Raw genomic sequence first — 5628 nt, 5'->3', positions numbered from 1 at the left:
CGCCGGCGGCCGCGCGCGCGCCCCCCCCCCCCCCGCCCCCCACCCCCCCGCCCCCCCCCCCCCCCCCCCCCCCCCCCCCCCCCCCCCCCCCCCCCCCCCCCCCCCCACGGCTCTCCTGTCGAAGCAAAGGGCCGGTGCATGCCCCATTACCCTGGGGTTCGCAGTACCAAGTGCCCTCAGGTGCGACCCATCCTTCGTACCAGCACCGAACGGCGGCAAACGGGTAGCAGCCGGCGCCGCCCCACGTGCACAGGAAAGTGAGCTGAACTGCCATGGCGCACAACGCCGACCTGAAGTCCCAGTACCTTGCCCAGATCCAGGCCGACCTGGAACGCACCACCAAGGAGAAGGAGCGCGTCGCCGCCGACCTGGCGGCGCTGCAGGAGCAGTTGGCGGGTCTCGAGCACGACCACGCACTGCTCGTCGGGGTGCAGCAGGCCCTGGCCGGCACGTCATCCGCGGCCGAGCAGGACGCCCGACCGGCAGCCGGCGCGCCTGCCGAGGTGCCGCAGACAGCTGTGCCCGGCCCCCGCACGCCCACGTCGGCTCCCCGGAAGCCCCGGCAGGCCACGCGCAAGACGGACGCCGCAGCCGGGCGGCTCGGCGCCGCAAAGAGCGACCCCGCGCACACACCTACGCTGGTGGAACTGGTCGTCGCAGAGCTCACCGGACACAACGAGCCCCGCTCGGCCGCAGAGATCGCCACCGCACTCGCGCAGACCCACCCCGGTCGGAAGATCCAGACCACCGTGGTGCGCAACACCCTGGAAGCGCTGGTCGCCAAGGGACAGACCCTGCGCTCCAAGCAGGGCCGGTCGGTGTTCTACTCGACGGCCGGAGCGGTCGCGGCGTCCGCTTCGACCGCCGCGACTGCCGCCTAGGGTCAGGCGGGGGGAGGCGCGGCCTTCGGGTGCCGGCGGGTCTGGCCTGGGCTGTTTCCGTCCGGTCCTGCCGGAACCACCGCCCTCATCCCTTGACTCCTGCGACCACGACCGCGAAGAATGGCCGCAGCCATGACAACGTTGTCGACGCGAGGAGATCCGCCGTGACGAGAGACCCCGCCGGACTGGGCAGAAGGCGCTTCACCCAACTCGCCGCCCTTGCCTCCCTCACGGTCGCAACACCGCTGTCGGTCGGAGCCGCGTCGGCGACTGCCCTGCCCACCGGCCAGGACCCGTCAGGCGCGGCGTCGGCCGCCGTGCCTGACGGCGTCGCCGCCGCGTACTACCAGGCGCTCCTGACCCACACCCGCTGGGCAGAGACTCAGTGGGACGCCAAGGCCGGCTACTACACACGCACCGACTACAACTTCGTGGTCGTCCTGGGCAACGCCGTCCTGCTGACGCGCGGCACCTACGACGCCGCGATCACGGGCATCGACGAGGAGACCCTGCGGTCGCACACCCTGGCCACGATCCGGCACTTCGCGGCGTCCAACCGTCTGACGGGCGGCACCGAGTGGGGGAAGACCCTCTTCTTCGACACCACTTTCCAGCTCTACTTCGTGCTCGCCGCACGTCTGCTCTGGGACCAGCTGGATCCGGTGACGCAGGGCCACGTCGACACGATCGTCCGCGAACAGGCGTCGTACACCACCGCGCTGGGGAGTGGCGACGACCCGGCGTCGGGCTCCTGGACGCCCGACGGCACCAAGGGGGGCTTCGTCGGCGACACCAAGCTGGAGGAGATGGGCGTCTACGCCCAGTCGCTGGCCCCCGGCATGGCCTGGGCCGCCGACGACCCGCGGTTCGGCGACTGGAGTGCGGCGTACGGACGGTGGAGCCGGAACGAGACCGGACTTCCGGCCGCGGACCTGGCCAACCCCGCCGTGGTCGACGGAGTCCCGGTCAGCGCGAACACCGCGCAGAATCTGTACGACACCTTCATCGTGGAGAACCACGGCTCTTTCGGCCCGCATTACCAGCAGGAGTTGTGGCGCACCTCGGGCCGCAACGCCGTGCACTTCATCACCGCGGGCCGCCCGCTGCCGGAGGTGCTCACCGCGCAGCCGAATGCCGAGCAGTTGTGGCGGACGCTGCTCATGGTGATGAGCGACGCGGGCGAGCCGCTGATGCCGATGGTCGCCGACCGTGAACACCTCTACGGGCGCGATGTCATCCCGCTGGCGTTCCTGGCGCAGGTGGCCGGGGACCGTGCGGCGGCCTGGGGCGAGGCCGCACTGGCCGCACGGCTGGCGCCGTACCAGGGGTATGCGCCGCTCTACCGGCTGGCGAAGTTCTCGGGCGAGGCGAAGTACGAGCCGGAGGCCCGTGCCGAGGTGGCGATCAGCTACCTGCTGCACGAGTGGCGCGCGGCCCACGGCGGCGTCGTCCAGCCGCTGTCGGACGCGGAGATGTTCCGTCGCGCGTCGGGCGTACAGGACTTCGGCACCGGTCCCGGTCTGGTGGCCCACCAGAGCGCGGCGGCCTGGGCAGGCTCGGTCAGCAAGCCGGGGTTCGTGAAGTTCGGCTGGCAACCCGCCCACGACGACTGGCTGTTCGCGCTGAGCGGCACCACCCCGATGTTCCTGCCCGCGACGACCGCGAAGGTACTCGCGCGCTCGGTGGCGACGTACCGGAAGGTCCGCGACGGGTTCGACGCGACCGCGACCGTGCTGACCCTGGACTCGGGAACCGCCGGCTTCACCACTCTGCCTTCCGGCGCCGTGGTCTACGCGACCAGCGGCACGGCCGCCGGTGAGGGTTCCCTGCGCGTGCAGAACCTGACCATGCCCGGCGTCTCGGGGCTCGACGGAGGCCGTACCTACACCGCGGCCGAGGGCAGCACACAGGTCGCCTCGCAGGACAGCGGCAACTCCGGTGTCGCGCCCGGCCCGCGGGTCGACGACCTCACCGTGCCCGGCGGCTCGTGGCGCTACGTGCGGATGCAGGGCCTCGCGGGCCACGCCACGTACGGCTACTCGCTGTACGCCTTCGAGGTTCGTGAGGGCTCGGACGGCCCGGATCTCGCACAGGGCGCGACGTGCACCGCCTCGTCGGCCGACACCGGAAAGGGCGCCGCGCTTGCGGTCGACGGCAATCCGTCGACCCGCTGGGCCGTCGCCGTCGCGGACCGGGGCCGCTCGGACAGTTGGCTCATGGTGGACCTCGGCGCCGCGCGCGCCTTCGACCGTGTGACGCTGCGCTGGGAGACGGCGGCGGCGCGCGCCTACCGCGTCCAGGGATCGGCCGACGGCCGCACATGGACGGATCTGCTCCGCTTCCCGCAGGCGGATCTCTCCAGCCGTGGCAACTGGCTCTCGGTCGACGGCCGGGCGGGCCTCGTCGTGCGGGGCGCGGCCAATCCGCTGTCCGTGTACGGCGATCTGGTACTGCTCTCCGACGGCCCCGCCGAGCCGCTGCTGGTGGAGGGCCTGCCGTCGGGAGACCCCGGCGAGGTGAAGGCGGCGGCCGCGCTGCCCGCACCGACAGCACAGGACCCGGCGGTGAAGGCCAGTACCGCGGGCGGGCACCTGAGCCTGTTCAACCTCTCCGCCGGCGCCGTCACCACCAAGGTGTCGGTCCCCGGGAACCGCTCCGACGTCACGCTCTACGCCGGGACGCAGCAGGTGACCGCGGAGGGCACCGACGTGACCGCGGAACTGGCCGGCGCCACCGCGGCGGTCGTCCCCGCCCGCTTCACCCTGACGTCCCTGACGGGCGGCGCGGTCCCCGCCGGTCTGCGGGTGGAGGTCGTCGACGCCGCGACATTGCGGATCAGCGGTCCCAGCGCGCGGCTGCTGGTCACCGCACCGTCGGGGGCAAGCGTCCGGGTGGACGTCCGACCGGGCCGGACGGCTCAGGTCAGCGTGCCCGGTGTCGCGGCGTACCCGCTCGCGGATGTCGCCCTCGGCCGCAACACCTTCCCGACCGCGCCGCTGCCCGCGGGCATGTCAGATCCTGCCGCGGCCGTCGACGGGAACCCGGCCACCTCGTGGCGGCCCGGCTCGGCGCACGGCCGGATGGTGGTGGACCTGGGCGCGCCGGTCGACGTGCGGGAAGTCCGTACCGCTTGGACCCCAGGGCACGTCCCCGCGGCAGCCGTGGAGTTCAGCACGGACGGGCTGACGTACCAAGCGGCGGGCGAGCTCAGGCGCCGCGGCCGTACCGCGGCACTCGGACTCGGGGCGACCGCCCGTTATGTGGCACTGGCCGTCACCGGCGGGCGTGACACGGACGCGCGGCTGGTGAGCCTGGAGGTCGTCCCGGACTGAGCGTGGCCCAGGACCGGGCGGGGCACACCGGTCGCCCGGTCTTGGGCCCCGCAGGACCGCGCGGCCGAGCAGCGCCCGCAAGGGCGGGACGTGATGTCCTGTGCCATGGTGATCATCGTGCTCGTGGCGAGGGCAACGGGCCTGGGTGGTGATGCGCCGGAGTGCGAGTGCGGAGAGGCACTCCGAGTCGTCGGCGCCAGGGCATCACCCCGCAAGCCCGGTCCGGTAGATCGTTGTCGACCGGTAGGGCTGCCCGGGGAGCAGCCATGCGGGCGGATAGTCCGGCCGGCGGGGCGAGTCGGGGAAGTGCTGGCTCTCCAGGGCCACACCGGAATGCCGCGGCAGCCGACGGGCCGCCGCGGCCCCGCCGGCCCCTGTGTCCCCGTCATGCCGGTCATCCGGAGTGTTGGCCGTGTACACCTGCAGTCCCGGCTCGGTGGTCAGGCACTCGATCACGCGTCCGGTCGCCGGATGGCCCAGCACTGCCGCGAGGCGAAGTCGGCCGGCCTGCCCCCGCAGGACCCAGTTGTGGTCGTAACCGCCCCCGGCGAGGGCGAGTTGCTCGTCATCGAAGCGGTCGAGCACATCCGCGAGCTTGCGCGCGGTGGTGAGGTCGAAAGGGGTGCCCGTCACCGGTCGCGGCGGTCCGGGCAGTGGGATCAGCTCGGTGTCCACGGGCGTATAGCAGTCGGCCGCGACGTACAACTCGTGGTCCCGCACGCTCCCCCGGGTATCGCCGGAGAGGTTCCAATACGCGTGGTTGGTGAGATTGAACGGTGTCGCCGCGTCCGTCGTGGCCGAGTAGTCGAGCCGCAGCTCCCCCGCGTCGCTCAGGCTGTAGCGCACCATGACGTTCACGGTTCCGGGAAACCCCTGGTCGCCTGCCGGGCTGACGAGGCTCAGCGCGACGCCCGCGTGCTCGGCGGAGGTGAACGGGCGGGCCTTCCAGACCTGGAGGTCGAAGCCGTTCGCGCCGCCGTGCAGGGTGTGGCCGTTCTCGTTGACGCTGAGCTGGAAGGAGCCGTCGGGGCCCGGTACCCTGCCGTGCGCGATGCGGTTGGCGTAACGGCCCACGGTGGCGCCGAGATACCGCGCGACGGTGAGCTTGTCCTCGACGCTGTGCGGAGTCAGTACGACATCGGCCCGCTGCCCTGTGCGATCAGGGAAGGACAGCGCGTGCAGGCTTGCCCCGAGTGTGAGGACGTCGGCGCGGACCGTGCCTGCGGCGAGTCGCCAGCGGTCGACGCTACGGCCGTCCGCGAGCGTCCCGGCGGGTGAGCAGGTGACGTCGGGCATCAAGGGTCTCCGGGGATCCGTCGGGGTCACAGGCCGCGTGCGAGGTGGTAGTAGGCCTGGTTCCAGCGGATCTCCTGGGTGAAGCGGCGGATGTCGGTGTCATGGTCGATCATGAGGAG

At 72.4% G+C, this 5628-nt stretch carries 3 protein-coding genes; 2 read left to right on the top strand and 1 reads right to left on the bottom strand.

What is annotated here, in order from left to right; genetic code table 11:
* Positions 1–272 precede the first annotated feature (272 nt).
* Both ACGFMP_RS36830 and ACGFMP_RS36825 read left to right on the top strand, forming a co-directional pair.
* The gene (locus ACGFMP_RS36830) at positions 273–881 is read left to right on the top strand and encodes a hypothetical protein (RefSeq protein ID WP_393678408.1); all 609 of its coding nucleotides are present in this window, start codon (positions 273–275) and stop codon (positions 879–881) included.
* Between the two features lie 164 nt (positions 882–1045).
* Positions 1046–4213: a discoidin domain-containing protein gene (locus ACGFMP_RS36825; protein WP_393678407.1), complete on the top strand. Its 3168-nt coding sequence runs from the start codon at positions 1046–1048 to the stop codon at positions 4211–4213.
* 204 nt (positions 4214–4417) lie between these two features.
* On the opposite strand, the gene ACGFMP_RS36820 is transcribed toward ACGFMP_RS36825, so the two are convergent.
* Positions 4418–5509, bottom strand: a complete 1092-nt coding sequence (locus ACGFMP_RS36820; protein WP_393678405.1) for an aldose epimerase family protein — start codon at positions 5507–5509, stop codon at positions 4418–4420.
* Positions 5510–5628 lie beyond the last annotated feature (119 nt).

Source organism: Streptomyces sp. NPDC049040 (assembly GCF_043197715.1).
Lineage (GTDB): Bacteria > Actinomycetota > Actinomycetes > Streptomycetales > Streptomycetaceae > Actinacidiphila.
The sequence above is the reverse complement of the archived record's forward strand: the minus strand, read 5'-3'. Positions and strand labels throughout refer to the sequence as shown.